Genomic DNA, 26,299 nt, shown 5'->3' with positions numbered 1-26,299 from the left:
GTTACGCTGACGGCCGCTGACAGCCCGCGACTCTGTAGCTTATTTTCGCCCTCAGGGATTTCCTGTAAGTTCTCTTCGTCACTGGGGGAGGCGGTCGTGGGCAGGTCGGAGTCGGTGCCGTCCGGGCAGACGGGCGATCACCCCAGCGTGCCGGGGCAGCGCCCCGCCGACGGGCCGTACCTGCGGGTGAACGACCTGCGGGTGCGTTTCGACACCGAGGACGGTGTGGTCCGGGCGGTGGACGGGGTGTCGTTCACGGTGGAGCGTGGTCGCACCCTCGGCATCGTCGGTGAGTCCGGGTCGGGCAAGAGCGTCACCTCGCTCGCCATCCTCGGCCTGCACAACGCCAAGCGCGCCACCATCGGCGGCGAGATCTTCGTCGGCGGGCGGCAGCTGGTCGGTCTCCCCGAGGAGGAGGTACGCCGGCTGCGCGGCCGCGACATGGCGATGATCTTCCAGGATCCGCTCTCGGCGCTGCACCCGTACTACACGGTCGGGAGGCAGATCGCCGAGGCGTACCGGGTGCACCACCCGCGCGCCGGCCGGCGGGAGGCCCGGCAGCGGGCGGTAGACATGCTCGGCCGGGTCGGCATTCCCCAACCGGCGCGCCGCTTCGACCAGTATCCGCACGAGTTCTCCGGCGGCATGCGGCAGCGGGCGATGATCGCGATGGCGCTGGTCAACGACCCGGACCTGCTCATCGCCGACGAGCCGACCACCGCACTCGACGTCACCGTGCAGGCGCAGATCCTGGACCTGCTCGCCGACCTCCAGGCGGAGTTCCACTCCGCGATCATCCTGATCACGCACGACCTCGGTGTGGTCAGCCAGGTGGCCGACGACGTACTCGTCATGTACGGGGGCCGGGCCGTCGAACGCGGCAGCGTCGAGCAGGTGCTGCGCCGGCCGCAACACCCGTACACCTGGGGGTTGCTCTCCAGCGTGCCGTCCCTGCACGGCGACGCGGACGCGGACCTGGTGCCGATCCGCGGCAACCCGCCCAGCCTGATCAACCTCCCCTCGGGCTGCTCCTTCCACCCGCGCTGCCGCTACGCCGACCGCAACGGGGACCGGTCCCGCACCGAGGTGCCCGAGCTGCGCCCGGCCGGGCAGGAGGGTCACCTGGTCGCCTGCCACCTGGCCGCCGAGGAGCGGCAGCGGCTCTACCGCGAGGAGATCGCACACGTGGGGGTCGCTCGGTGAGCGTGAGGAAGCAGCGCGGCGGAGTACCGCGGTCGCGAACGAAGGCAGGCTCCGATGAGTGAGGTGGGCACGGCGCCGGCGGAGGCCGAACCGTTGCTGCGGGTGCGGGGGTTGGCCAAGCACTTCCCGGTGCGCACCGGGTTGCGCGGTCACAGTGTGGTGCGGGCGGTCGACGGGCTGGACTTCGACGTGCGCCCCGGCGAGACGGTCGGCCTGGTCGGTGAGTCCGGCTGCGGCAAGACCACCACCGGGCGGATGCTGGTGCGGCTGCTGGAGCCGACCGCCGGCACGATCGAGTTCGAGGGCCGGGACATCACCCACGCCGGCCGGCGCGAGCTGCGCCCGCTGCGCCAGGACCTGCAGATCATCTTCCAGGACCCGTACGCCTCGCTGAACCCCCGGCACACCGTGGGCCGGATCATCGCCATGCCGTTGCAGGTCAACGGCGTCGCGCCGGCGGGCGGGGTCAAGGCGCGGGTGCAGGAGCTGCTGGAGGTCGTCGGGCTGAACCCGGAGCACTACAACCGGTACCCGCACGAGTTCTCCGGCGGGCAGCGGCAGCGGATCGGGATCGCCCGGGCGCTGGCGCTGCGGCCGAAGCTCATCGTCGCCGACGAGCCGGTCTCCGCTCTGGACGTGTCGATCCAGGCGCAGGTGGTCAACCTGCTCCGCCAGCTGCAACGGGACCTGGGGCTGGCCTTCGTCTTCATCGCGCACGACCTGGCCGTGGTGCGCCACTTCTGCCAGCGGGTCGCCGTGATGTACCTCGGCAAGATCGTGGAGATCGGCGACCGGGCCGACATCTACGAGCGGCCGCAGCATCCGTACACCCGGGCGCTGCTCTCTGCCATCCCGGACGTCACCAGGCTCGGCCCCGGCGGCCGGATCCGGCTCACCGGTGACGTGCCGACCCCGCTCGACCCGCCGTCGGGCTGCCGGTTCCGCACCCGTTGCTGGAAGGCGCGGGAGATCTGCGCGACCGAGGAGCCGGCGCTGGTGCCGCGGGACGGCGGCGGGCAGGCCACCGCCTGTCACTTCCCGGAGTCCGGCCCGGTGCCGCAGGAGGACGGCGGCACGGCCGGCACGGCGGTCGAGGAGGTGTCGAAGTGAGCCTTTCCCCGGCGGAGGGCGTGGCGCTCGCCGAGATCGAGTCCGGCGGCGGCGCGGAGGCGCCGGAGCGCGGGGACGTCGTCGGCCGCTCGCCCGGCCGGCTCGCCTGGATCCGGCTGCGGCGCGACCGTACGGCGATGGTCAGCGGCGGGATGCTCGTCTTCTTCATGCTGCTGGCGCTCGCCGCGCCACTCGTCGAGATGCTCTATGGCATCGGTCCGAAGGAGCAGTTCCAGAGCCTACTCGACGGCTTCGGCATGCCGCTGGGCTACGCCGGCGGCGTCTCCGGCGAGCACTGGTTCGGCCTGGAGCCGGGGCTCGGCCGGGACATCTTCATCCGGTTGATCTACGGCCTGCGTACGTCGCTCTTCATCGCGTTCGCCGCGGCGGTCATCACCGCGACGATCGGGGTCGTGCTCGGCACGCTCGCCGGCTACCTCGGCGGCTGGCTGGACGCGGTGATCAACTGGATCACCGACCTGACCCTGGCCATGCCGTTCCTGGTCATCGCGCTGGCCCTGACCCCGACGCTGGTGCTGCGCTTCTACGGCGAGCGGGAGGCGGTCTCGCCGGCCTTCGGGGTGGCGGTGCTGATCGGCGTCTTCGCCGTCTTCGGCTGGACGAGCACGGCCCGGCTCGTCCGCGGTCAGGTGATCGCGCTGCGCGAGCGGGAGTTCGTCGAGGCCGCCCGGGCCAGCGGCGCCGGCCTGGGGCACATGCTCTTCCGGCAGCTGCTGCCGAACATCTGGGCGCCGATCCTGGTGTCGTTCTCGCTGGCCGTGCCGCAGTTCATCACCAGCGAGGCCGCGCTCTCCTTCATCGGGGTGGGGCTCAGCGACGAGACCCCGAGCTTCGGCCGGATGATCTACCGCAGCCTGGACTACCTGCAGACCGACCCGGCGTACGTCTTCTTCCCGGGCATCGCGATCTTCGCGCTCGTGTTCGCCTTCAACCTCTTCGGCGACGCGCTGCGCGACGCGCTCGACCCGAAGTCGTCCCGGTAGGTGTCGAGATGAGCGCGCGGAGTGCGGTGCCACGGAGTCGAGCGGTTGCGAACGAAGGGGTGCTCTGATGGCGCGATTCCTGGTCAAGCGGCTCTTCTCCGCCACGCTGACCCTCTTCGCGGTGAGCGTGCTGACCTTCCTGATGTTCTTCGCGCTGCCCCGGGACCCGGTCACCGGCATGTGCCCGAAGAACTGCAACCCGGAGCGGCTGGAGCGGGTGCGGGACGAGTTGGGGCTGAACGACCCGCTGGTCACCCAGTACGCCGGCTACATGAAGGGCATCGTCACCGGTCGCGACCTGGGCAGCGCCCAGGGCGGCCACTGCGACGCGCCCTGCCTGGGCTGGTCGTACGTCACCAACGAGGCGGTCTCGGACACCATCGCCCGGGTGCTGCCGGTGACGCTCAGCATCGTCATCCCGGCGGCGGTCCTCTGGCTGCTGCTCGGGGTGGGGCTCGGCATGGTGTCGGCGTTGCGCCGCGGCACCTGGTTGGACCGGCTCGCCATCGGCTTCTCGCTCACCGGGGCGTCGCTGCAGCTCTACTTCGTCGGTGCGGTCCTGCTGTTGGTCTTCGTCTACAACCTGCGGCTGTTGCCGGTGCCCAGCTACACGTCGATCTTCGACAATCCGCTGAAGTGGGCGAGCGGGCTGGTGCTGGCCTGGATCTCGTTGGCCTTCCTCTTCTCCGCCATCTACGCCCGGCTCTCCCGGGCCCAGATGCTGGAGACGTTGTCGGAGGACTTCGTCCGCACCGCGCGGGCGAAGGGCCTGGCCAAGCCCAAGGTGTACGGGCGGCACGCGCTGCGGGCGGCGATCACGCCGGTGGTGACGATCGCCGGTCTCGACGTCGGCGGCGCGCTCGGCGGCACGGTGATCACCGAGACGACGTTCGGCATCCAGGGGCTGGGTCGTACGGCCGTCGACGCGGTACGCGCGGGCGACCTGCCCACGATCATGGCCACCGTGCTGATCGCCGCGGTCTTCGTGGTGCTCGCGAACGTGCTGGTCGACCTCTTGTACGCGGCCATCGACCCGCGGGTGCGGCTGCGCTGACGGGGGGGCGGTCCACCGGCGGCGCGGCCGAGGCCGGAGCCGCCGGCCGATGGTGAAATTTATCGACAACTGTTACACAACTTGTAGCTTTTCTTCTTTACGATCCTCGGGACGTCGGCGGTTCCCCTCCGGCGGACCGCACGTCAGATGGGTGGAGGAGGTAGGAGATGCGACCACGCGTGGCGGCCGCCGCAGGCGGCGCGATCGCACTGGTTGTGGCGTTGGGTGCCTGCTCGAAGAACACGGGCGAGGGCACCACCGTGGACACCAACCGCACGCAGACCGGGGTGATCGCGACCGACCCGAAGGAGTCGCAGGGTCCGGCCGCCGAGGTGGCGGGCGCGGGCAAGGGCGGCACCTTCACCATCATCCGGGAGACGCCCATCTCCCACCTGGACCCGCAGCGGACGTACTCGTTCGCCGGCCTGATGGCGAGCCCGCTCTTCGCCCGTTACCTCACCACCTGGAAGGACGACGGCAAGGGCGGCCTGGTGCTGGTCGGTGACCTCGCCGAGACGCCCGGCACCGACGTCAACAACGACTGCAAGGTCTGGGAATTCACGATCAAGGACGGGGTCAAGTTCGAGGACGGCCGCCCGATCACCTCGAAGGAGATCGCGTACGGCATCGCCCGCTCCTTCGACCCGGACCTGACCGGCGGCCCGACCTACATCCAGGAGTGGCTGGCCGACACCCCGCAGTTCGACACCAAGTGGGACTTCAAGAAGAACAAGGGCTCGCTGCCGCCCGGGCTGACCACGCCGGACGACAAGACCCTGCGCTTCGAGTTCACCAAGCCCCGCTGCGACCTGCCGTTCGCCGTCTCGCTGCCGACCACCGCGCCGCTGCCGCCGGACAGGGACACCGGCGTGAACCTGGACAACAAGCCGTTCTCGTCCGGGCCGTACAAGATCGCCGACAACCAGGTCGGCGTGAAGCTGACCCTGGACCGGAACCCGAACTGGGACGCCAAGACCGACCCGGTCCGGCACCAGTACCCGGACCAGTTCGTCTGGAGCTTCGGCCCCACCCCGGACGCCGCCAGCAACCGGGTGATCGCCGACAACGGCGCCGACCAGAGCGCGCTCGCCTTCAACACCGTGCCGGCCTCGCTGGTCGCCAAGGTGGCCGGGGACGCCGCGCTGAAGTCGCGCACCATCCTCTCGCCGACGCCGAGCGCCAACCAGCTGGTCATCAACAACCAGCGGGTCAAGGATCTGAAGATCCGCCAGGCGCTCAACTACGCGATCGACCGGGAAGGTCTGATCAAGGCGATGGGCGGGCCGACCGTCGCCGCGCCGCTCACCACGCTGATGCCGCCGTCGACCATCGGCTTCAAGGCGTACGACGCCTACCCGGCCGGGGCCAACGGGAACGTGGACAAGGCCAAGGAGCTGCTCGGCGGCCAGACCCCGGAGCTGGTCCTCGGCGTCTCTGACGGCGCGACCGAGCAGCTGCAGGGCACCCAGCTCAAGGCCAACCTGGAGCGAGCCGGCTTCAAGATCACGCTGCGGAACATCCCGGACGACGCGAAGCTCGACGAGATCAAGAAGAAGGACAACCCCTGGGACCTGTACATCGGTAACTGGGCGGCGGACTGGCCGAGCGGCGCGTCGATCCTGCCGGTGCTCTACGACGGGCGCACCATCAAGCCCGAGGGCAACAGCAACCAGGCGTACTTCAACGACCCGGCGATCAACGCCGAGATGGACCGGATCCTGGCCATGTCCCCGGCCGAGCAGGGCCCGGAGTGGGCCAAGCTCGATGAGCGGATCATGAAGGAGTACGCCCCGGTCGTGCCGCTCTTCGTCGACGTGGCCTACAACGTACACGGGTCCAAGGCCGGCGGCATCTTCATCTCCAGCGTCTTCGGCTACCCCGCGTTCGTGAACGCGTACGTGAAGCAGTAGCCCCGCCGCAGGAACGGGCCCCCGGTCGACACCGACGTCGGCCGGGGGCCTTCCGCTCACCCGGCGCCGCCATGCCCGGCCTACCCCAGATGGGTGCGGAGGAAGTCCAGCTCCAGCCGGAGCAGGCGCTCGGCGGTGCCGCCGGCGGCCATGTGCGTCGCCCCGGTCAGCGGCAGCACCGAGTGTGGCCGCCCGGAGGAGAGCAGCGCCGCCGACAGGCGCAGGGTGTGCGCGGCGACCACGTTGTCGTCGACCATGCCGTGCACCAGCAGCAACGGGCGGGCCTCCGCCGGATCGGTCACCGGCTCGGCGGCCAGCTCGACCAGCGAATGGTGCGCGTAGACGTCCGAGCCCTCGTCGGGCATCCCCAGATAGCGTTCGCTGTACGCGGTGTCGTAGAGACCCCAGTCGCTCACCGGGGCCCCGGCGATGCCGCAGCGGAACAGCTCCGGATGCCGCAGCACCGCGAGCCCGGCCAGCCAGCCGCCGAACGACCAGCCCCGCACCGCCACCCGGCTCAGGTCGAGATCCGGGTGCTTGTCGGCCAGCGCGGTGAGCGCCTCCACCTGGTCGAGCAGGATCACGTCGGCCACCCGCCGGTGGATCGCCTTCTCGAACGAGGGCGCCACCCCCGGCGTGCCCCGGTTGTCCACGACCACCACCGCGAACCCGGCGTCCGCCCACCACTGCCGCTCCAGCCAGGCCGAACGCGCCGCGATCACCTCCTGGTGGCCCGGGCCGCCGTAGATGTCCAGCAGCACCGGCAGACGGCGACCGGTGACGTAGCTGTTCGGGTAGAGCACCGCGCTCGGCAGCCGCCGGTCGGTCACCCGCTCCAGCAGCGGGAGCGGCGAGTAGGGCGAGACGGCGGCGTACGAGTGGAGCACCGCCACCTCCTCGTCGCCGTGGCGTACCGTCCACCGCGTCCCCGCGTGGTCGAGCGAGGCGACACCCACCACGAGCACGTCCCCGCCGACCGCGGCCGTGTGCCAGCCCGAGTCGGCGGTCAACCGGCGGGCGTCGACCCCGCCGCCGATCGTCGTACGCACCCGGAACAGGTGCCGCTCGCTCGGCTCGCCGTCGCTCGCCTCGACCAGCAGGTCGGGCGCGCCCGCGCCGGTGGTGGGCAGCCGCCCCACGACGCGCCGTACGTACAGCGAGGGCGGGGTGAGCAGGGTGCCGTCGGCGAAGAGGCAGCGCGCGTCGTACCCGTCGTGGGCCAGCTCGCCGCCGACCAGCACCCGGCCGTCGGGCAGGTGCGCGGGGGTGCCGGCGATCGGCTCGACCCAGCGGGGATCGGCCAGCTCGGCGTGGACCTGCGTCTCTCCGGTGCGCGGATCCACCGCCAGCACGAGGCCGTGCTGCTGCGAACGACGCAGCACGGTGATCAGCGGGCCGCCGTCGGCCCAGCTCACCGAGGTCAGGTAGGGGTAGGTCTCCCGGTCCCAGTGCACGTCGACCCACCCGTCGTCCAGGTCGAGCAGGTGCAGGCTGACCTCGGCGTTCGGCCCACCGGCCCGGGGGTAGGCGACTGTCGTCGGCGGGGCGGCCGGGTCGGCCGGATCATGCAGGTACCACCGGTCCAGCCGGGACTCGTCGACCCGCGCGGCCAACACCGAACGGCCGTCCGGCGCCCACCAGTAGCCGCGGAACCGGCCGAACTCCTCGGCGGCGATGTGCTCGGCCAGCCCCCAGGTGACACCGGAGTCCTCCCCGGCGAGCATCGTGTCGGTGCCGTCGGCGTCGACCACCCGCAGCTCGCCCCGGCGGACCCCGTCCGCGGCGTCGGTGACGTAGGCGAGACGTTCGCCGGTCGGGTCCGGACGGGGATCGAGCACCGGTCCGACGACGGCCACCTCGACGACGTCGCCGTGCACCAGGTCGGCCCGGAAGAGCCGGCCGGCGAGCGCGAAGACCGCCACCCGCCCGGCGGCGTCCAGGGCGTACGAGCCGATGCCGTCGGCGCTGAGCCGCAACCGCTCGCGCAGCGCCCGCTCGCCCGGCGATAGCGCGGCCGGGCCGGTGTCCGTGCCGAGCAGCACCGCCGGGTCGGCGACCAGCCGCTCCTCGCCGGAGGCGACGTCCAGGAGCCAGAGCGCGTCGGCCGGGTCCTCCGGGCCGGCCGAGCGCAGGAAGATCACCCGGGAGCCGTCGTCGGCCACGGAGACGGCGCGCGGCGCGCCGTGGCTGAACCGGCGGGTACGGGCGGCCAGCTCCGGATAGTCCACGGCCAGATCGTAAGTCGGCTCCGGAGGTGATGTGGCCGACCTGCGCGGACGCGTTGGGGTCGGCCGGACGGAACCGCCGGTTAGAGTGACGGGCGTGACGACGCTGCCCGACCGCCGCCTGCTGCTGGTCCACGCGCACCCGGACGACGAGACCATCGGCACCGGATCGACGATGGCCCACTACGCCGCCACCGGTGCGCACGTGACGCTTGTGACGTGCACGCTCGGCGAGGAGGGCGAGATCCACGTGCCGGCGCTGGCGCAGCTCGCCGCCGACCAGGCCGACCAGCTCGGCGGCTACCGGATCGCCGAGCTGAACGCCGCCTGCGCCGCCCTGGGCGTCACCGACCACCGTTTCCTCGGCGGCGCGGGCCGCTACCGCGACTCCGGGATGATGGGGCTGGTTACCAACGAGCACCCGCGGGCGTTCTGGCAGGCCGACCTGGACGAGGCCGCCGGACACCTGGTCGAGGTCATCCGGGAGATCCGTCCGCAGGTCATGATCACGTACGACGAGAACGGCTTCTACGGGCACCCGGACCACATCCAGGCGAACCGGGTGGCGATGCGCGCACATCAGCTGGCCGAGGCCGAGGGGATCGCCCCGGCGAAGGTCTACTGGACGGCCATGCCGCTCAGCGTGCTCAAGGCCGGCATGGACCAGTTCGTCGAGTCGTCCGACAACCCGTTCGCCGGAATCGACGACGTGTCGGAGCTTCCGTTCGGCACTCCCGACGAGCAGATCGCGGCCCGGATCGACGCCACCGAGCAGCACGCCGCGAAGCAGGCCGCGATGCGCGCCCACGCCACCCAGATCCCGTCGACCTCATGGCTCTACACGATCGCCGGCAGCATCGGTGGCGAGTTCATGGGCATGGAGTACTACACCCTCGCGAAGGGGGAGAAGGGCACGGGCAGCGGCCCGTACGGCTGGGAGGACGACCTCTTCGCCGGGCTCGCCGATCACGGCCACGACCGGGCCCCGGCAGCGGTGGCCGGTCTGCGGTGACCCTCCCCACCGTCCCGATGTCGGTCGCCCCGGACGAGACCAGCCCGCCGCCACCGGCGGGCCCGCCGCCACGCCTGCTCGACCTCGGCCTGCGGGTGGCCGGTGGCCTCGTGGCGGTGGTGGCCGGCGTGGTGACCGGGGTGGTGGAGCTGCTGCTCGCCACGCTCCGGGTGGCCGGCCAGCTCGTCGGGGTGTCGGTGCTGCTGGCGGTCGGCGCGAACATCGCGCTCGGGTGGTTCGCCCACCGGGCGGTCGGCCGCCGCTGGTCGGTGGCGCTGCCGGCGGTGCCGTGGTTCGCGCTGATGGCTGTCGCGGCGGTGCGGACCGCCGAGGGGGATCTGCTGCTCGCCGGGAACAACTGGGTAGGCCTCGTCATGATCGTGGCCGGTGCGATGACCTTCGCCGTGGTGGGTTTCCGGCAGATCCTCGCGCCGTCGCCGCACTCGCCCGGGTGATGACGGCACACAGGTTCGGGTGGTAGATATTCCTGCCAGGAAACCGTTCGAGGGGACGGTTGGGCGGGAGGTCGTGCGATGGAGAGGCGCTGGCGCGACATCGGAGTGCTCGCCGGGGTGCTCTTCGCGGTCAACGTCGTCGCTCGGTTGATCATCCACTTCGGCTTCGACGGCGACGACAGCGCCGCCGACCGGGTGTCGCTCGGCATGTTCGTGCTGATCGGGGTGATCCTCGCCGTGCTCGCCTTCGTCTGGGGGCGGCGTCGACCGCTGGGCGAATGGTCGGCCGACATGCTGGGCGTCGTGCTGGTCGCGATGCTCCTGACGGTGCTGGTCGGCCCACTGCTGGTCGGCGGCAGCCCGTTCGCCGGCGGCGCGGGCACCTTCTTCGCCCAGATCTGGTTCTACCTCGGCGCCGCTCTGGCGGGGGCGCTCGTCGGCTACCTGGTGGCCACCGCACTCGGCCTCGACCACCGGTCGCAGGGCCTCAAGCGGTACGCCGAGCTGCGGGCCGCCAAGCCCCGCAAGGTCGTCCGTCGCTGACCGGGCCTGGTCGACGGACCTGACGGGGACAGGCTGGTCGACTCGTCTTCGCGGGAATCGGGGTGTCCTGGTGCCTGCGACCCCCCCGATTCCAGGAGCTCGAATAGATCTCGGGGCGGGGCAGGAGCGCGCGACCCGGAGGTGTCAGTACGGGGCGACGCGGCTCAGGTAGGTGTGGTGGGTGGCGAAGCCGAGCCGCTGGTAGAGGGCCACGGCAGCGGTGTTGCGCTGTTCGACCTGGAGGAAGGCGTGGGTGGCGCCGGTCTCCGCGCCCCACTGTGCGAGCGCGCGGATGATCCGGCGCGCCAGCCCCTGCCGGCGGGCCGCCGGGAGCACCTCGATGAGGGTCAACCCCAGCCAGCGGCCCCGGCCGGTCACCGTGCCCCGGCCGATCCCGGTCAACGTGCCGTCGACGTAGGCGTGCGCGAAGCGGACGTGGTCCACGGCGGTCAGCACGTGGCGGGCGGCGTCCGGCAGGCCGGCCTTGCGGTCGCCCACTATCGCCAGCCACTCCGGCGTCGGCGCGACGGCCAGCTCCACCACGGCCGTCGTTGCGGGGCCACGCGACGACGGCACCGGAGCGTGCGGCAGGGGGAGCGGGGCGGTCTGCACCAGCACCGGCGGCCGGCTGCTCCAGCCCCGGGCGTCCAGCTCGGCGCCGACCGGTGTGGCGAGCGGCAGCGGGGTGTTCACCATCGGGGTGAGGCCGCGTTCGGCGTACCAACGCTCGACCGTGTCCAGGGCGGCCGGCAGCGGCCGGTCCGGATCGCCGACCGGTAGCGCCGAGTTGGCCCGGCCGGTCCAGCCGTCGGCGGCCCGCAGCAGCCAGCCACCCAGGCGCTCGTGCGTCGGCGCCGGCCAGGCCTCGTCCGCGGCCAGTTCCAGGTCGACCACGGCCGCCGCGGTGGGGCGACGGGCCGGCGGTACCCGCTTGGCCCGGTGCACCTCGTCCCGCGGCACGCGCAGCGGGCCCTGTGCGGTGCTCAACGTGAGATGGGTCTCGTCCAGCTCGACCAGCTCGCCGAGGGCGTCCGAGAAGAGGGGTCTGCCTTCGCGAATACCAACAATCCGCCGAACCACGATCCGGTGTCCCACATCCTGCTGACCCAGCACGATCGACCCCCTCCCCGGCGAGATACTAGGCTCTTACCGTCGCGGGAGATCGCGGCGCGTCTTGCGGAGGAGAAGACCGGTGACCTACATCATCGCCGAGCCGTGCGTGGATGTGCTCGACAAGGCATGCATCGAGGAGTGCCCGGTCGACTGCATTTACGAGGGCAACCGGATGCTCTACATCCACCCCGACGAGTGCGTCGACTGTGGTGCCTGTGAGCCCGTCTGCCCCGTCGAGGCGATCTTCTACGAGGACGACGTCCCGGAGCAGTGGAAGGACTACACGGGCGCCAACTACGAGTTCTTCGAGGACCTCGGCTCGCCCGGCGGCGCCTCGAAGATCGGCAAGGTGGAGAAGGATGCGGCGTTCGTCGCCGCGCAGCCGCCGCGCGGTGAGGGACACTGAGCAGGCCCGCGCCGATCTCGGCGCACCTGCCCGACTTCCCCTGGGACACCCTGGACGCGGCGGCAACCGTCGCCGCCGCGCACCCGGAGGGGCTGATCAACCTCTCCGTCGGCACGCCGGTCGACCCGGTGCCACAGGTGATCCGGCAGGCGTTGGCTGACGCTTCCGACTCGCCGGGGTACCCGCTGACCGCCGGCACCCCCGCGCTGCGCGCGGCGATCACCGCCTGGGTGGTCCGTGCCTGCGGCGCCGGGGCGAACGGTCTCGGTGTGCTGCCGACCATCGGTTCGAAGGAGCTGGTCGCCTGGCTGCCGACCCTGCTCGGGATCGGGCCGGACGACGTGGTCGTGGTGCCGTCGGTCAGCTACCCGACGTACGAGGTGGGTGCCCGGCTCGCCGGCGCCACGGTGGTGCGCAGCGACTCGCTGACCTCGGTCGGCCCGACCTCACGGGTCCGGCTGGTCTGGGTCAACTCGCCCGGCAACCCGACCGGCAAGGTGCTGCCCGCGGCCCACCTGCGCAAGGTGGTCGACTGGGCACGCGAGCGGGGGGCGGTGGTCGCCAGCGACGAGTGCTACCTGCCCCTCGGCTGGTCGGCGGAGCCGGTCTCGGTGCTCTCGCCCGAGGTCTGCGGCGGTTCGTACGAGGGTGTGCTCTCCGTGCACTCACTCTCCAAGCGGTCGAACCTCGCCGGCTACCGGGCCGGTTTCGTCGCCGGCGACCCGGCGCTGGTGGCCGAGCTGCTCGCGGTGCGCAAGCACGCCGGCATGATCGTGCCCGCGCCCGTGCAGGCGGCGATGGTGGCCGCCCTGCAGGACGAGCAGCACGTCGTGGAGCAGCGGGAGCGCTACCGGGCCCGGCGGGAGGTGCTGCGCCAGGCGTTCGAGGCGGCCGGTTTCATCATCGAGCACTCGGAGGCGGGCCTCTACCTCTGGGCGACCCGCGGCGAGGAGTGCGGGAAGACTGTCGACTGGCTGGCCCGGCGGGGCATTCTCGTCGCCCCGGGCCTCTTCTACGGTCCGACCGGTGGGCAGCACGTCCGGGTCGCGCTGACCGAGTCCGACGAGCGGGTCGCGGCGGTGGCCGGCCGACTCGCCGGGAACTGAGCCCGCCTCGTCGTTCGACGGCGGCAGGATCGGGACGAGGTACGTGTCGGTGGAGAGCGTGGATCGGCGGCCACGGGTCGCGGTGGTGGGTACCGGCCTCATCGGTGGTTCGATCCTGCTCCGACTCCGGGAGGCGTACCCGGACGTCGTCGGCTGGGACCCGGATGCCGCGACCCGCGCCGCCGGCCGGGACCGAGGGGTGCGCTTCCCCGACGAGCTGGCCGACGCGCTCCGGGACCGGGACGTCGTCTTCCTCGCCGGGCCGCTCGCCAGCCTGCCGGAGACCCTGCGCACCGTCGCCTCGCAGACCGGCGACCACTGTGTGGTCACCGACGTGGGCAGCACCAAGGGCGCGGTGGCCCGCTTCGCGGCCGAGCAGGGCCTGACCGGGCGGTTCGTGCCGGGCCACCCCATGGCGGGCACCGAACGGTCCGGGCTGACCGCCGCCGTGCCGGGGCTGTTCGACGGGGCGGCCTGGGTGCTCTGCCCGAGTCTCGACGGCATCGGGCCGTTCCGGCTACTGGCCGACCTCCTCGTGGCGGTCTTCGCGGCCCGCGTCGTACCGATGTCACCGACGGCGCACGACTCGGTGGTCGCCCTCTCGTCCCACGTCCCCCACCTACTGGCGGGGAGCCTCGCCGGGGCGGCGGCGGAGGTGCCGACGCGGGAGGCCGTACTCGGGCTGGCCGCGGGGAGCTTCCGGGACGGCACCCGGGTGGTCGGCACGCCGGTGGAGCGCATCGCCGACATGCTCTTCCAGAACCGGGACCAGGTGCTCGACCAGCTCGGCCAGGTCCGCCTGGTGCTCGACGAGCTGGTCGACGCGCTGCGCCGGGACGACCCGAACGCGCTCGTCGAGCGGTACCGGCAGGCGCAGGAGCTGCGCCGGACGCTCTTCGACCGAAGGCTGGACGAACACCGGCGTGAGTTCCCCGCCGGTGGGGACCACGCCGCCGAGCTGGCGTACCTGCTGGAGCTCGGCTCGGCGGGCGGTCACCTGGCCGGCTGCCACGTGGGCGCGGACGTGGTGACCTACCTGGCGCGCCGACCGGCGGCGTGAGCGCGAGCTGAGCGCCGGCCCGACGCCGGGGCGCGGCCACGACTAGGGTGAGGGCATGATGGACGGGCCGGTGGTGACCGTACGCGGCGAGGCGTACCGGGAGGTTGCCCCGGAGCTGGCCCGGTTCGCGATCACCGTGACGGCCCGCGACCGGGACCGGGAGACCACCCTGACCCGGCTCGCCGAACGGGCCGCCGCCGTCCGCGTGCTGCTCGACGGCGAGGGCGCGGCGATCGACCGGCGGGAGACCGGGGACCTGCGGGTACGGCCGGAGACCCGGCGCAGCAGCGAGCGGGTGGTCGGCTGGCACGGGAGCGTCACCACCACCGTCACGGTCAGCGACTTCACCGCCCTCGGCGAGCTGATGCTCCGCGTGGCCGAGCTGGACCAGGTGGAGATCGCCGGGCCGTGGTGGTCGCTGCGGCCGGACAGCCCGACGTACCGCGAGGTCCGGCACGCCGCGATCGCCGACGCCCTCACCCGTGGCCGGGAGTACGCCGAGGCGCTCCGCGCCCGCGTCACCGCGCTCATCGAGCTCGCGGACACCGGCGCCGAGCGGCCGATGATGGCCCGGATGGCGTACGCCGGTGGCCCCGAGGCGGGCGGGCGGGCGGACCTCGACCTCGATCCGCAGCCGCAGTCCGTGCAGGCCGCCGTGCAGGCGCGCTTCGCGATCTCCGAGCCGGTTCTGGGCTGATGGCGGCGGCACGGGTGCTCCCGGTCGAGGAGCTGATCGAGCGGGCGCGTTCCCTGGCCGAGGCCGGTCCCCGCCAACTGCTCGGCATCGCGGGCGCACCGGGTGCGGGCAAGTCCACCCTCGCCGAGCGGATCGTCGCCGAGGTCGGGCCGGCCGCCCGGCTGGTGCCGATGGACGGTTTCCATCTCGCGCAGTCGGAGCTGGAGCGGCTCGGCCGCGCCGACCGCAAGGGCGCGGTCGACACCTTCGACGCCAACGGCTTCGTCTCGCTGCTGCGCCGGCTGCACCGGCTGGAGCCGACCTCCGTCTACGCCCCCGCGTTCCGCCGGGACCTGGAGGAGCCGATCGCCGGCTCGATCGAGGTGCCGCCGGAGGTGCGCCTCGTGGTCACCGAGGGCAACTACCTGCTGCTGCCGCTGACCCCGTGGGACGAGGTGCGGTCCCTGCTGCACGAGGCGTGGTTCCTCGACCTGGACGCCGAGCTGCGGCTGCGTCGGCTCACCGCCCGGCACGTCGCGTACGGGCGGTCGGAGGCGGCGGCGCGAGCCTGGGCGATGGGTAGCGACGAGGAGAACGCGACGCTGGTGGCCGGCACCGCCGGTCGGGCGGACGTGGTGGTGCGGTTAGCCGAGGCCCCGCCGGGGTAGCGGGACCTCGCGCAGCAGCAGGCGGGTGACCCGGGCCCGCTCCTGCTGGAACTCCGGTGCCTCCGGGTAGCCGCTGTGGTTCCGGATGGGCGGGTCGGCCACCTCGCCGTCGCGGGGATGCAGCGCCTCCGGGTCCCGTACTGTCGTGTCCCGCTCGCCCGCGTCCACCGGCCAGCCGAGCGGGTCGGTGTTCCGCCAGAAGTTCGTCCAGCCCTGCCGGCCGGTGGGCGTGGTCAACGCCCCGGTCACGGTGGGCAGCCGGTCCGGCCCGAAGTAGGCCGGGAAGACCCGCCCGTAGAGCCGGGTCAGCTGGCAGCCGTACGAGAAGAACCAGATTCGTCGCCGCCACCGTGCGGGCAGTTGGAGGATGACGGCCGCGCAGATCACGGTGCCCTGGCTGTGCCCGGAGAGGATGATGCCCGTCATCCGGCGCGGGTCGTCGTCGCCGAGGGCGAGCAGCCCGGCGATCCTGGTCTGCAACTCGGGTACGGCGCGCTCGGCGTAGCTCGGCGGGGCGAGCGGGTGGGCGGCGCGGGGCCAGAACGTACCCACGTCCCAGACCACCCCGACCGTGCGCCGTACGGTGTCGTTGCGGTAGACCAGCGCGCCGATCGCGGCGACCAGCACCGGCAGCCAACCGAGCATCGAGCCGCCGACGTCGGCGACGAACTTCAGCACGGCCGCGCCCTCGGTGACCCGCGCGGGATGCGGCCGGGCGTGGGACAGCACGGCCGCGCAGCCGAGGGCGGCCAGTCCGGCGGCCACGACGGCGTAGCACCCGAGCAGCCGGATCGCGTGCTCGCCGACCAGCCGGTGCAGGGCGTGGAAGAGGCTGACGTCGCGGCATCGGCGCAGGTCGTGCGGGGAGAGCGAGTGCCCGGGCGGGGTCAGTTCGGCGTACGCCTGGCGGCGCAGCCGGTGCAGCAGCAGGCCGGCACGGGCGAGGGTGACCGCGAGCGCGACGGTCGCGACGGCGAAGGCGAGCCCGCTCCAGAGCACCGGGACCGGTGGCGCGATCGTGCTCCGGCCGCTCGGGGTGGCCCCGTTGTTCAGCCGGTCCGCGGTCCAGTAGAGCAGCCCCGCGCAGTTGGCGACGCAGAGCAGCCAACCGGCGCCCGCGATGACCGCCGGTCCGCGGCCGCCCCACGCCACGGCGCCGTGTGGCGTCGCGGGTCGGTCGCCGGCGGCGTGCGCGGGCGGCAGCACCAGCCCGATCGCGGCGAGCGCGACGGCCGGTGCGGCGAGCATCCACACCTTCAGGGACTCCGGCGCGTCCGGCACCAGGGGTGGCCGGCCGCCGATCCACGACACGCCGAGCAGGAGCGCTCCCGCGGCGGCGACCGGCGGCGCCAACGCGCGGCGTCCGGAGCGGGCGACCGCGCCGATCGCGATCAGCAGCAGCAACTGGCCCAGGCTCAACCAGGAGACGATCCAGTCGTATCCGGGCAGCGACCGGTCGACCAGGCAGCCTGGCGCACCGGGATCGCGGGCGCAGCCGACCGGTGGACGCAGCTCGGCCAGGGGAGTGCCGGCCGGCCCGTCGGGCAGCAGCAGGAGCCCCACGGTGCCGGTCACGGTGAGCGCGGTGAGCGCGGCGACCCCGATGGTCCACCGGCCGAGCCGGGTGGCGCCGGTCCGGCGGGCGAGGCACGGCCGGCCGAGCGCCACCACCACGATCAGCAGGGCCGCGCCGCCCGCCGTGGCGGTGGGCCAGGCGACGAGCGCGCGGATTCCGCGGGGCGGATCCATGGCCAGCACGGTGCCGAGCGGCACCGCGGCGGCGACGAGCGCGCCGGTGCACAGGTGCAGCACGGCCGAGCGGCGCAGCTGCCCCTCCCCGTGCCAGAAGGTGCGGTCCTGCAACGGGTTCGTCGGGTCGGCAGGCGGCGGTTCCGGTTCGGGGTCGGGCGGGTGCGCTGGCTGGTCGGACCGGGAACCCGGGTTTCCGGGCGGGGCGTCGGTGCGTGCCGGCTGCGGCCGGCGCGGGAGCAGGCCGGGGCCGGCGGGCATCTGCGCCTCGTACTGGTACGTACGCCAGGTGAGCAGGCCCAGCAGCGCGAGCAGCCCGGCCGGGGCGAGGAGCCCGACGGCGAGCGCGCGGGTGCCCTCGCTCCACCACCCTTCGCCGAGGAACTCCCACGGCCCGGGGATCCGCCGCAGGCAGTCGTCGTCGACGCACTGCCAGCCGACGAGGTCGACGCCGATGCCGGTCACCGTGACGACCACCGTGCAGGTCAGGCTGAGGCAGAAGAGGCGGATCAGCCAGGCGGTCAGGCCGGAGTCGCTGGACCAGCGTTCCCGGTCGGGGCCCGGGGGAATTCCGGGCCGGGCGTGCAGCGCGACGTTGGCGAGGGTGAACGGCAGCAGCAGCGTCCAGAGGGCACGCTCGACGTCGCGCGCGGTCCGTGCGCCGGAGGTCAACTGCCCCCAGCTGTACGCCTCGACGACGAGTGGGTCGTCCGGCCCGGTGCCGGGGGCGCGGTAGAAGCCGGTCACCGCTCCACCGGCGACGAGGTGCGGCGGGGGTGCCCCACCGGTCGGGTCGGGGCGCAGGCCGAGGATCTGCGCCGGGGGCGTGTTGGACACCCCGTGCACCCGTAGCTCGAGAACCCGACCGTTCATGCCGCCTCCCGGTGAAGACGTCATTACCCACAGTGCCGGGTGAGCGGGGCGGCTGGCAACCGGTGGAATGGCTGTTAGTGCAGGTTAGGAGGTTGATCGCGGCTGTTCGACGGACCGTACGGGGCGGGCGGGGTTGCCGAGCGCGACGACGTTCGGTGGTAGGTCGCGGGTCACCACGGCCCCCGCGCCGACGACGGTGTTCGCCCCGACGTCGACCCCGGCGAGCACGATGGCGCCACCGCCGAGCCAGACGTTGTCGCCGATGGTGATCGGCCTGGCCGACTCCCACTTCGCCCGGCGCGGCTCGGGCTCCACGGGATGCGTCGGCGTGAGCAGTTGGACGTTCGGCCCGATCTGGACGTCCGCGCCGATGGTGATCGGTGCGACGTCGAGGAAGACGGCGTTGAAGTTGACGAAGCAGCGTGCGCCGAGCCGGATCCGTGCGCCGTAGTCGCAGTAGAAGGGTGGCCGGACCCAGGTCTCCTCGCCCACCTCGCCGAGCAGGTCCCGCAGCGCGGCGAGGCGGGCCGGGGGATCGTCGGCGGGGCTGGTGTTGAAGCGTTCCATCAGCCGGACGGCGCGGGCCAGGTCGGCGGTGATCTCCGGGTCGTCGGCCTGGTACAGGTCGCCGGCGAGCATGCGTTCCTTCATCGACGTCACCGGCAGATCATCCCGGGCTTTCCCCTCCATTGCCGGAAAGTCAGTCAATTTTCTGACTCTTCACTGCATACCGCGTATGCAATGCTGACCGGCGTCGATGTCCCCATCGATTACCACGCTCCACCAGGGAGGATCCGTTGCACCGAACACGGAAGTTGACCGCACCTGGCCTCGCGATCGCCCTCGTCCTCGCCGCCCCGGCAGTCGCCGTGGCCGCCCCGCCGGGCGGCCCGGTGGCATCGGCCACCGCCCGGCCTGCCTCGTCGGCGCCCGCCGACCAGCCGGCCACGGTGACCCTGCTCACCGGGGACAAGGTGACCGTCACCGCCTCCGGCGGAGCCAGTGTGCGGCCCAGCCCGGGGCGCGAGCGGCTACGCTTCCTGACCCGCCGGGACCACGGGCGGCTCTCGGTCGTGCCGCAGGACGCGCTGCCGCTGATCGGCGCCGGCCGCGTCGACCGGCGGCTCTTCGACGTCACCGAGCTGATCGCGGCCGGCTACGACGACGCGCGGCAGGACGACCTGCCGGTACTGCTGCGCCGGCCCGCCGGAACCGATCGGCGCGCCGCCGCCCTGCCGGGCGTCACGGTCACCCGCGACCTGCCCGCCATCGACGGGGTGGCCGGCACGGTGGAGAAGGACCGCGCGGCGGAACTCTGGGCGACCGTCGCCGGCCGACCCGGGGCCCGGGCCGGTACGGCGCCCGTCGAGCGGATCTGGCTCGACGGCCGGCGGCGGATCACGCTCGAGCAGAGCGTCCCGCAGATCGGTGCACCCGCCGCGTACGAGGCCGGGTACACCGGCGAGGGCGTCCGCGTCGCGGTGCTCGACACCGGAGTGGACACCGATCATCCGGACCTGGCCGGCCGGGTGGCCGAGGCCCGCAACTTCACCGAGGATCCGGCCCCGGGTGACCTGGTGGGGCACGGCACCCACGTCGCCTCGATCATCGCCGGCAGCGGGGCCGCCTCCGGTGGCCGGTACCGCGGGGTCGCGCCGGACGCCACCCTGCTCTCCGGCAAGGTCTGCGAGACGAACTTCTGCACCGACTCGGCCATCCTCGCGGGCATGCACTGGGCCGCCGTGGAGAAGCAGGCGGACGTGATCAACATGAGCCTCACCGGCCCGGACACGCCGGAGACCGACCCGCTCGAGGAGGCGGTGACCCAGCTGACCGGGGAGACCGGCGCGCTCTTCGTGGTCTCCGCCGGCAACGACGGGGGCTACGCCCCGGTCGGATCGCCCGGCACCGCCGACGCGGCGCTCGCCGTGGGCGCCGTGGACCGCGACGACGAACTCGCCGAGTTCTCCAGCCGAGGCCCACGGGTCGGCGACGAGGCGGTCAAGCCGGACATCACCGCGCCGGGCGTGGAGATCGTCGCCGCCCGCGCCGCCGACGGGCAGATCGGCGACCCGGTGGGGGAGTCGTACGTCGCCATCTCCGGCACCTCGATGGCCGCGCCGCACGTCGCGGGCGCGGTGGCGCTCCTCGCCGACCAGCACGGCGACTGGACCGCCGGGCAGCTGAAGGCGACGCTGATGGCCTCGGCGAAGCCGCACCCGCAGCGCACCGCCTACGAGCAGGGCGCCGGGCGGGTCGACGTGGCCCGGGCGATCGGTCAGACCGTCACCAGTGACCCGGTGAGCGTCTCGTTCGGGCGGGCGCTCTGGCCGCACGACGACGACACCCCGATCACCCGCCAGCTGACCTGGCGCAACGACGGCTCGACGGCGCTCACCCTGGACCTCACGCTCGACGTCACCGGCCCCGGCGGAGCGTCGGCGCCGAGCGGGATGTTCACCCTGAGCGCCGGCCAGGTGACCGTGCCGGCCGGCGGTACGGCGAGCGCCACGGTCACCGCCGACACCCGGGTCGGCGACACCGACGGGTACTACACCGGACGGGTCGTCGCCCGATCCGGTGACGCGGTAGCGGTCACCCCGGTCGCCGTGCACCGGGAGGTGGAGAGCTACCAGCTGACCGTCCGGCACCTCGACGACACCGGCGCGGCGACGGGCCAGCACGGCAGCACGCTCGTCGACCTGGCCGACGTCACCAGCCACGACCTGTACGACCCGGACGGCACCGTGCAGGTCCGGCTGCCCAAGGGGCGGTACGCGCTGGTCAGCTACGTGTTCAGCGGTGACGAGCAGAACTCACGGGCCGCCATGATCGCCCGGCCCGAGTTGATGCTCGACCGGGACACCGAGCTCACCGTCGACGCCCGGCGGGCGAAGCCGGTACGCAGCACGGTGCCGGACCCGACGGCCACGCCACAGCTCGTCGACATCGGGGCGAACGTCTTCGTCGCCGACGTCGGCTCGCACAGCTTCAGCCTGCTCGGGTTCGACTTCACCGGCCTGTCCAGCGGTCAGCTCGGCCCGAACGGCTCGGCGGAACGCTTCATCGGCACGGTGAGCAGCCAGTGGGCCGACCGGGAGGCGGCCAGCAGCCCCTACCTCTACGCGCTCAGCGAGGGCTTCCCCGGCACGATGCCGACCGGCTTCGACCGGCGCTACCGCGCGCGTGACCTGGCCACCGTCACCCACACGTTCCGCGGCGGGTACCCCGGCCTGGAGACCGAGCGGGTGGTCTTCCCGCAGCTGGAGCCGGCCGTCGGCGGCTGGGCAGTCGCGCTGCCGACGGCGGTGCCGGGGCAGCGGGTCGAGCACTACAACACCCGGGGCGTGCGCTGGACCTCGGAGTTGACCTTCGGCGTGCGTACCGGAGACGGGTGGCTCGAACCCCGGGCCATGCTGGCCGGCGACGCCCGCGCCTATCGGGCCGGCAAGCAGCTCCGGGAGGCCTGGAACAGCGCGCCGTACGGGCCGTCCTTCCCGGCGCCGCGCTGGCCCGGTCAGGGCCTCACCCGGCAGGGGGACGTGATCGTGCTGGACGTGCCGCTGCACAGCGACGCGGACGGTCACGCCGGCGGTTCGCTCCCGGACAGCGCCCGGACGGCGCTGTACCGGAACGGGAAGCTGGTCGGGGAGAGCGCCGACCCGGGCTTCGGCCAGTTCGAGGTGCCGCCGGGGACCGCCGGCTACCGGCTGGAGACGGTGACGAGGCGCAGCTTCACCGACCTGAGCACCGAGGTCGGCGCGGCCTGGACGTTCCGGTCCCGGCACGTTCCCGGCGAGGACTTCGCCCGGTTGCCCGCGATGGCCGTCCGCTTCGCGCCACCGCTGGACGCGGCGAACAGCGCCCCGGCCGGCCGGAGCTTCGTCATCCCGGTCCAGGTGCAGCGGCAGCCGGGTGCGCAGTCGGCCCGCGTCGCCGCGCTCGCCGTCGAGATCTCCTACGACGGTGGGTCGACCTGGCAGCGGGCGAAGGTCCGCAAGGGCGGCGACGGCTGGCAGGCGGTCGTGCGGCATCCGGCCGGGCCCGGGTACGCCTCGCTGCGGGCCACCGCGCGCGACAGCGCCGGCAACACGGTGAGGCAGCACATCATCCAGGCCTACCGGCTGAGGTGATGCCGGGCTCCTCCGGGCCGGCGGGCGACCGCCGGCCCGGAGGAGTCACCAGGTCAGTCGTTGGCGTGCAGCGCGGCGTTCAGCTCGATGCCCCGACCGGTGCGGGGCCTCGCCTCGAGCGCGCCGTTCACCGAGTTGCGCCAGAAGAGCAGGCCGTCCAAGCCGGAGAGCTCACGGGCCTTGACCACCCGACCGTCCGGCAGGGTGATCTTCGAGGCGGCGGTGATGTAGCAGCCGGCCTCGACCACGCAGTCGTCGCCGAGGGAGATGCCGACCCCGGCGTTCGCGCCGATCAGGCTCCGCTCGCCGATGCGGACCCGGTCGGTGCCGCCGCCGGAGAGGGTGCCCATGATCGAGGCTCCGCCACCGACGTCGGAGCCGTCGCCGACCACCACGCCCTGCACGATGCGCCCCTCGACCATCGAGGTGCCGAGCGTCCCGGCGTTGAAGTTCACGAAGCCCTCGTGCATCACGGTGGTGCCGGACGCCAGGTGCGCGCCGAGGCGAACCCGGTCGGCGTCGGCGATCCGCACCCCGGACGGCACCACGTAGTCGGTCATCCGGGGGAACTTGTCCACCCCGTACACGGCCAGGTGGCGACCGGCGGCCCGCTCGACGACCCGCAGCTCGTCGACCCGCTCCGGCGGGCACGGCCCGGCCGAGGTCCAGGCCACGTTCGCCAGCTTGCCGAAGATGCCGTCCAGGTTGATCTCGTTGGGCCGCACCAGGCGGTGGGAGAGCAGGTGCAGCCGGAGGTACGCGTCGGAGGCGTCCTTGATCGGATCGTCCAGTGAGCCGATCTGGGTGACCACCTGGACGGCCCGCAGACCGGGCAGCGTCCGCTCGCCGACCGTCGACGGCGGCAGGTCGAGCACGTCCGCCTTCCCCTCGCCGGCCACCAACGGGAGCTCGCCGAGCCCCAGCTTGCCGGTCGGGTACCAGGTGTCGAGCACCTGCTCGTCGGCGGTGACCGTGGCCAGGCCGATGCCCCAGGCGGATTGCGCGGACGTCACTGATTCACCTCTCGTTCGCGGTCGTGCGGGTGCAAGCTCGCTCGGCACCCCCACCGGCTCTGACGGTACCGTGCGAAACATGGAGAACCCGTTGACCCCCGAGGTCCTCGCCGATCCGGTGGCGCTGACCCGCGCCCTCGTCGACATCGAGTCCGTCTCGCTCAACGAGAAGGCGATCGCCGACTGCGTCGAGGAGGTGCTCCGGGGTGTGCCGCACCTCACCACGTACCGGCACGGCAACACGGTGATGGCGCGGACCGAGCTGGGCCGGGCCCAGCGGGTGGTGCTGGCCGGGCATCTGGACACGGTGCCGCTGAACAACAACTTCCCGTCGACCATGCGCGGCGACCTGATGTACGGCTGCGGCACCTCGGACATGAAGTCGGGTGTCGCGTACGCCCTGCACCTGGCGGTGACCCTGCCGGACCCCCGTTACGACGTCACGTACTTCTTCTACGAGGCGGAGGAGATCGAGTCGAGGTACAACGGGCTACTCCTGGTGGGTGAGGCGCACCCGGAGTGGCTGCAGGCGGATTTCGCGGTGCTGCTGGAGCCCACGTACGGCATCGTCGAGGCCGGCTGCCAGGGGACCATGCGGGCGATCGTCACCACGCACGGCGAGCGGGCGCACGCGGCGCGGTCCTGGCACGGGATGAACGCCATCCACGGCGCCGTCGAGGTGCTGCGCCGCCTCACGGCGTACGAGGCGCGCCGGGTGACCATCGACGGCTGTGACTACCGGGAAGGGCTCAACGCGGTGCGGATCGAGGGCGGGGTGGCCGGCAACGTCATCCCCGACCGCTGCGAGATCGAGATCAACTACCGGTACGCGCCGGACCGCGACCCGGCGGCCGCCGAGGCGCACCTGCGGGAGGTCTTCGCCGGCTTCGACCTGGTGGTGACCGACGCGGCGGCCGGCGCCCTGCCGGGGCTGGAGGCACCGCCCGCGCGCGAGTTCCTGGCGGCGGTGGGTGCGGCGCCGATCGGCAAGCTGGGCTGGACGGACGTGTCCCGCTTCGCGGCGCTGGGCATCCCGGCGTTGAACTTCGGTCCCGGCGACCCGAACCTGGCCCACCACAAGGACGAGCACGTCGAGATCGGCAAGATCCGGGACGGCGCGGCCACCCTGCACCGGTGGCTGGCCTCCACCTGACCCGTACGCGGATCAGGAGGCTCACGCCGGAGGGCGTGAGCCTCCTGATCGTTTCCGGCCTGGCCGGTCGGTCAGAGTGGGGCGGTGAGGGACGGGTCAGTGGCCTGCCGAACGTCGGAGTCGCCGGTCGGCTCGCCGCCGGCCGGCTCCATCTGGCGGGCGCGGCGGCGCTCGGCCACCACGTCGCGGATCCGTCGCTGCATCTGACGACGGATCCGGATCATCTCGCTGTTGCTGATCACGCTGGCTCCTCCCCCGAAGGCGCGCGCCGGGGCATACCCGGTATGTGAATAGTAAGACGTGCGGGCGACGGTTTTGGTTGCCCAAGATCGCGAACTATTTCGGCGCGTTCTCGCCGCGTGCACCCGGCGGGGGTCGCTCCACTACGGTTGCTTCCATGAGTCAGAGCAACGGGCGGGAGTCCGGCCGCAGAGCCGGGCGGGAGCGGCACCGGGGCGCCGTCACCCTGCGCCGGCAGGCCATTCCGAACAGCACCGCCGACCAGCGTCTGCTCGATTCCCGGGGGCGCAGCGACTGGAAGACCAGGGACGCCTGGCGGGCCCTGCGCATCCTCTCGGAGTTCGTCGAGGGCTTCGACACCCTCGCCGACCTCCCACCGGCGGTCAGCGTCTTCGGCTCCGCCCGCAGCAGCCCGGACAGCCCCGAGTGCCGGATGGCCGAGGAACTGGGCGGCGCGCTGGCCCGGGCCGGCTACGCGGTGATCACGGGCGGCGGCCCGGGTGTGATGGAGGCCGCCAACCGGGGCGCCAGCGGGGCCGGCGGGCTCTCCGTCGGGCTCGGCATCGAACTCCCCTTCGAGCAGGGCATCAACGACTGGGTCGACCTCGCCATCGACTTCCGCTACTTCTTCGCCCGCAAGACCATGTTCGTCAAGTACGCCCACGGGTTCGTGGTGCTGCCCGGCGGGTTCGGCACCATGGACGAGCTCTTCGAGGCGCTCACGCTGGTGCAGACCGGCAAGGTCACCCGGTTCCCGGTGGTGCTCATGGGCACGGAGTACTGGCGGGGGCTGATCGACTGGCTCCGCGACACGATGGCCGCCGACGGCAAGATCGGGCCGGTCGACCTGGAGTTGATCTGCCTCACCGACTCCGTCGACGCGGCGGTCCGGCACATCGTGGAGGCCGAGGCGGCGCTCTCCGCCGAACAGGAGGCGGTCCGGGAGGAGGCGGTCGCCCGCGTCGCCGCCGACCAGCGTGACGCGGCGGAGGCCGCGGACGAGCGCGACGCCGCCGACTCCGGCGGAACGAAGGGGAGCTGATCGGTGGCTGCCATCTGCGTCTTCTGCGCCTCCTCCCGAACGCTCGACCAGCGCTGGCTCGATCTGGCGACCGAGACCGGCGCGGAGATCGCCCGGCGTGGCCACACCCTGGTCAGCGGCGGTGGCTGCGTCGGGATGATGGGCGCGATCGCCGACGGCGCGCGGGCGGCCGGCGGGCCCACCGTCGGGGTGATACCGCAAGCGCTGGTCGACCTGGAGGTCGCCGATCTGCGCTCGGACGAGCTGTTGATCACCGACTCGATGGCGAGTCGTAAGACCTTGATGATCGACAAGTCGGACGCGTTCCTGACGCTGCCGGGCGGGCTCGGCACCTTGGACGAGCTCTTCGAGGTCTGGACGACGGCCACGCTCACCCTGCACGCCAAGCCGATGGTGCTGGTGGACGCCGACGGGTTCTACCAGCCGCTGCTCACCTGGCTCGCCGACCTCACCGACCGGCACTTCCTCAAGCCGGCCGGTCTCGACCTGCTGACTGTCGTCGACTCCGTCCCCGCCGCCCTCGACGCCCTCGAATCCCACCTCGCCTGACC

General features: G+C 72.8%; 23 protein-coding genes. 17 read left to right on the top strand and 6 right to left on the bottom strand.

The annotated features are described in order from the left end of the window. Positions 1-147: 147 nt before the first annotated feature. From E1211_RS08515 to E1211_RS08495, 5 genes are all read left to right on the top strand, one after another. Positions 148-1,203: an ABC transporter ATP-binding protein gene (locus E1211_RS08515; RefSeq protein ID WP_243709435.1), complete on the top strand. Its 1,056-nt coding sequence runs from the start codon at positions 148-150 to the stop codon at positions 1,201-1,203. Positions 1,204-1,257: 54 nt separating this feature from the next. Beyond that, positions 1,258-2,313, top strand: coding sequence for an ABC transporter ATP-binding protein (locus E1211_RS08510; RefSeq protein ID WP_132347179.1), 1,056 nt, complete (start codon positions 1,258-1,260; stop codon positions 2,311-2,313). Next, complete coding sequence (locus E1211_RS08505; protein ID WP_132347177.1) at positions 2,310-3,317, top strand: ABC transporter permease; 1,008 nt, start codon at positions 2,310-2,312, stop codon at positions 3,315-3,317. Before E1211_RS08510 ends, E1211_RS08505 begins: the two co-directional genes overlap by 4 nt. 67 nt (positions 3,318-3,384) lie before the next feature. Then, the gene (locus tag E1211_RS08500; protein ID WP_132347175.1) at positions 3,385-4,371 is read left to right on the top strand and encodes an ABC transporter permease; all 987 of its coding nucleotides are present in this window, start codon (positions 3,385-3,387) and stop codon (positions 4,369-4,371) included. Between the two features lie 167 nt (positions 4,372-4,538). Then, positions 4,539-6,281, top strand: a complete 1,743-nt coding sequence (locus tag E1211_RS08495; protein WP_132347173.1) for an ABC transporter substrate-binding protein — start codon at positions 4,539-4,541, stop codon at positions 6,279-6,281. A gap of 80 nt (positions 6,282-6,361) precedes the next feature. On the opposite strand, the gene E1211_RS08490 is transcribed toward E1211_RS08495, so the two are convergent. Beyond that, entirely contained in the window at positions 6,362-8,509 is a 2,148-nt protein-coding gene (locus E1211_RS08490) for a prolyl oligopeptidase family serine peptidase (RefSeq protein WP_132347171.1), read from the bottom strand. Positions 8,510-8,594: 85 nt separating this feature from the next. Here E1211_RS08490 and mshB point away from each other — a divergent pair, with 85 nt between their 5' ends. From mshB to E1211_RS08475, 3 genes are all read left to right on the top strand, one after another. After that, entirely contained in the window at positions 8,595-9,518 is a 924-nt protein-coding gene (mshB, locus tag E1211_RS08485) for an N-acetyl-1-D-myo-inositol-2-amino-2-deoxy-alpha-D-glucopyranoside deacetylase (RefSeq protein WP_132347169.1), read from the top strand. Between the two features lie 17 nt (positions 9,519-9,535). Then, complete coding sequence (locus E1211_RS08480; protein WP_132347224.1) at positions 9,536-9,973, top strand: hypothetical protein; 438 nt, start codon at positions 9,536-9,538, stop codon at positions 9,971-9,973. Between the two features lie 78 nt (positions 9,974-10,051). Continuing rightward, the gene (locus tag E1211_RS08475; protein ID WP_132347167.1) at positions 10,052-10,516 is read left to right on the top strand and encodes a hypothetical protein; all 465 of its coding nucleotides are present in this window, start codon (positions 10,052-10,054) and stop codon (positions 10,514-10,516) included. Between the two features lie 144 nt (positions 10,517-10,660). Here E1211_RS08475 and E1211_RS08470 read toward each other — a convergent pair whose 3' ends face one another. Next, on the bottom strand, positions 10,661-11,629 hold the full coding sequence (locus E1211_RS08470) for a GNAT family N-acetyltransferase (protein WP_132347165.1): 969 nt from the start codon (positions 11,627-11,629) through the stop codon (positions 10,661-10,663). Between the two features lie 79 nt (positions 11,630-11,708). Here E1211_RS08470 and fdxA point away from each other — a divergent pair, with 79 nt between their 5' ends. Genes fdxA through E1211_RS08445 form a run of 5 tightly spaced genes read left to right on the top strand, consistent with a single transcriptional unit; the run spans position 11,709 to position 15,545 of the window. Next, positions 11,709-12,035 carry a ferredoxin gene (gene fdxA, locus E1211_RS08465; protein ID WP_076466513.1) on the top strand — a complete coding sequence of 109 codons (327 nt, stop codon included), beginning with the start codon at positions 11,709-11,711 and terminating at the stop codon, positions 12,033-12,035. Then, complete coding sequence (gene dapC / locus E1211_RS08460) at positions 12,032-13,141, top strand: succinyldiaminopimelate transaminase (RefSeq protein ID WP_132347163.1); 1,110 nt, start codon at positions 12,032-12,034, stop codon at positions 13,139-13,141. Before fdxA ends, dapC begins: the two co-directional genes overlap by 4 nt. Positions 13,142-13,190: 49 nt before the next feature. Continuing rightward, positions 13,191-14,201 carry a prephenate dehydrogenase/arogenate dehydrogenase family protein gene (locus E1211_RS08455; protein ID WP_243709430.1) on the top strand — a complete coding sequence of 337 codons (1,011 nt, stop codon included), beginning with the start codon at positions 13,191-13,193 and terminating at the stop codon, positions 14,199-14,201. A 55-nt stretch (positions 14,202-14,256) separates the two neighbouring features. Further along, entirely contained in the window at positions 14,257-14,898 is a 642-nt protein-coding gene (locus E1211_RS08450) for an SIMPL domain-containing protein (protein WP_132347161.1), read from the top strand. After that, positions 14,898-15,545, top strand: coding sequence for a nucleoside/nucleotide kinase family protein (locus tag E1211_RS08445; RefSeq protein WP_132347159.1), 648 nt, complete (start codon positions 14,898-14,900; stop codon positions 15,543-15,545). Before E1211_RS08450 ends, E1211_RS08445 begins: the two co-directional genes overlap by 1 nt. Here E1211_RS08445 and E1211_RS08440 read toward each other — a convergent pair. Beyond that, the gene (locus tag E1211_RS08440) at positions 15,522-18,167 is read right to left on the bottom strand and encodes a hypothetical protein (protein WP_132347157.1); all 2,646 of its coding nucleotides are present in this window, start codon (positions 18,165-18,167) and stop codon (positions 15,522-15,524) included. The two genes, E1211_RS08445 and E1211_RS08440, sit on opposite strands and share 24 nt — an antisense overlap. Positions 18,168-18,251: 84 nt before the next feature. Beyond that, positions 18,252-18,827 (bottom strand): sugar O-acetyltransferase, encoded by a 576-nt coding sequence (locus E1211_RS08435; protein WP_132347155.1) that lies wholly within the window; start codon positions 18,825-18,827, stop codon positions 18,252-18,254. 137 nt (positions 18,828-18,964) lie between these two features. Between E1211_RS08435 and E1211_RS08430 the strand changes: the two genes are divergently transcribed. Further along, positions 18,965-22,300: a S8 family serine peptidase gene (locus E1211_RS08430; protein ID WP_132347153.1), complete on the top strand. Its 3,336-nt coding sequence runs from the start codon at positions 18,965-18,967 to the stop codon at positions 22,298-22,300. A 53-nt stretch (positions 22,301-22,353) separates the two neighbouring features. Here E1211_RS08430 and dapD read toward each other — a convergent pair whose 3' ends face one another. Beyond that, the gene (dapD, locus tag E1211_RS08425; protein ID WP_132347151.1) at positions 22,354-23,313 is read right to left on the bottom strand and encodes a 2,3,4,5-tetrahydropyridine-2,6-dicarboxylate N-succinyltransferase; all 960 of its coding nucleotides are present in this window, start codon (positions 23,311-23,313) and stop codon (positions 22,354-22,356) included. 79 nt (positions 23,314-23,392) lie between these two features. Here dapD and dapE point away from each other — a divergent pair, with 79 nt between their 5' ends. After that, positions 23,393-24,466: a succinyl-diaminopimelate desuccinylase gene (gene dapE / locus E1211_RS08420; RefSeq protein ID WP_132347149.1), complete on the top strand. Its 1,074-nt coding sequence runs from the start codon at positions 23,393-23,395 to the stop codon at positions 24,464-24,466. Positions 24,467-24,537: 71 nt separating this feature from the next. On the opposite strand, the gene E1211_RS32390 is transcribed toward dapE, so the two are convergent. Beyond that, positions 24,538-24,708, bottom strand: a complete 171-nt coding sequence (locus E1211_RS32390) for a hypothetical protein (RefSeq protein WP_165947205.1) — start codon at positions 24,706-24,708, stop codon at positions 24,538-24,540. A gap of 155 nt (positions 24,709-24,863) precedes the next feature. Here E1211_RS32390 and E1211_RS08415 point away from each other — a divergent pair, with 155 nt between their 5' ends. Together E1211_RS08415 and E1211_RS08410 are read left to right on the top strand one after the other, a co-directional pair. Further along, positions 24,864-25,748, top strand: a complete 885-nt coding sequence (locus tag E1211_RS08415) for a TIGR00730 family Rossman fold protein (RefSeq protein WP_132347147.1) — start codon at positions 24,864-24,866, stop codon at positions 25,746-25,748. 3 nt (positions 25,749-25,751) lie between these two features. Then, entirely contained in the window at positions 25,752-26,297 is a 546-nt protein-coding gene (locus E1211_RS08410; RefSeq protein ID WP_132347145.1) for a TIGR00730 family Rossman fold protein, read from the top strand. The last annotated feature ends 2 nt before the right edge of the window (positions 26,298-26,299 follow it).

The sequence above is a fragment of the Micromonospora sp. 15K316 genome, from assembly GCF_004348525.1.
In the GTDB taxonomy this organism is placed as follows: Bacteria; Actinomycetota; Actinomycetes; order Mycobacteriales; family Micromonosporaceae; genus Micromonospora.
This window is presented reverse-complemented; position numbering and strand designations above follow the sequence as displayed.